Here is a 1,587-nt window from a genome sequence, read left to right as displayed (position 1 = left end):
AATCTGTGTGAACACTCATAAATCGTAATCTATCGTTTAAGGAGGTGATCCAGCCCCAGGTTCCCCTAGGGCTACCTTGTTACGACTTCACCCCAGTCATGAACCACAAAGTGGTGAGCGTCCTCCCGAAGGTTAAACTACCCACTTCTTTTGCAGCCCACTCCCATGGTGTGACGGGCGGTGTGTACAAGGCCCGGGAACGTATTCACCGTGACATTCTGATTCACGATTACTAGCGATTCCGACTTCACGGAGTCGAGTTGCAGACTCCGATCCGGACTACGACGCACTTTTTGGGATTCGCTCACTATCGCTAGCTTGCAGCCCTCTGTATGCGCCATTGTAGCACGTGTGTAGCCCTACTCGTAAGGGCCATGATGACTTGACGTCGTCCCCACCTTCCTCCGGTTTATCACCGGCAGTCTCCCTGGAGTTCCCACCATTACGTGCTGGCAAACAAGGATAAGGGTTGCGCTCGTTGCGGGACTTAACCCAACATTTCACAACACGAGCTGACGACAGCCATGCAGCACCTGTCTCACAGTTCCCGAAGGCACAAGTCCATCTCTGGTCTCTTCTGTGGATGTCAAGAGTAGGTAAGGTTCTTCGCGTTGCATCGAATTAAACCACATGCTCCACCGCTTGTGCGGGCCCCCGTCAATTCATTTGAGTTTTAATCTTGCGACCGTACTCCCCAGGCGGTCTACTTAACGCGTTAGCTCCGAAAGCCACGGCTCAAGGCCACAACCTCCAAGTAGACATCGTTTACGGCGTGGACTACCAGGGTATCTAATCCTGTTTGCTCCCCACGCTTTCGCATCTGAGTGTCAGTGTCTGTCCAGGGGGCCGCCTTCGCCACTGGTATTCCTTCAGATCTCTACGCATTTCACCGCTACACCTGAAATTCTACCCCCCTCTACAGCACTCTAGTTCACCAGTTTCAAATGCGGTTCCGAGGTTGAGCCCCGGGCTTTCACATCTGACTTAATGAACCACCTGCATGCGCTTTACGCCCAGTAATTCCGATTAACGCTCGCACCCTCCGTATTACCGCGGCTGCTGGCACGGAGTTAGCCGGTGCTTCTTCTGTCGCTAACGTCAAGATATGCAGCTATTAACTACACACCCTTCCTCACGACTGAAAGTACTTTACAACCCGAAGGCCTTCTTCATACACGCGGCATGGCTGCATCAGGCTTTCGCCCATTGTGCAATATTCCCCACTGCTGCCTCCCGTAGGAGTCTGGACCGTGTCTCAGTTCCAGTGTGGCTGATCATCCTCTCAGACCAGCTAGAGATCGTCGCCTTGGTGAGCTCTTACCTCACCAACAAGCTAATCTCACCTGGGCTAATCTTAGCGCGAGAGGTCCGAAGATCCCCCTCTTTGGTCCGAAGACATTATGCGGTATTAGCTATCGTTTCCAATAGTTATCCCCCACACTAAGGCATATTCCCAGGCATTACTCACCCGTCCGCCGCTCGTCAGCGAATTAGCAAGCTAATTCCTGTTACCGCTCGACTTGCATGTGTTAGGCCTGCCGCCAGCGTTCAATCTGAGCCATGATCAAACTCTTCAATTAAAGTTTT

The 1,587-nt window shown here is 52.4% G+C and carries 1 rRNA gene; it reads right to left on the bottom strand.

Going from position 1 to position 1,587, the window contains the following annotated elements:
• Nucleotides 1–37: 37 nt before the first annotated feature.
• Nucleotides 38–1,580, bottom strand: a 16S ribosomal RNA gene (locus A6E06_RS00695).
• Nucleotides 1,581–1,587: the final 7 nt, after the last annotated feature.

It is taken from the genome of Aliivibrio sp. 1S175 (assembly GCF_001690985.1).
In the GTDB taxonomy this organism is placed as follows: domain Bacteria; phylum Pseudomonadota; class Gammaproteobacteria; order Enterobacterales; family Vibrionaceae; genus Aliivibrio.
This window is presented reverse-complemented; position numbering and strand designations above follow the sequence as displayed.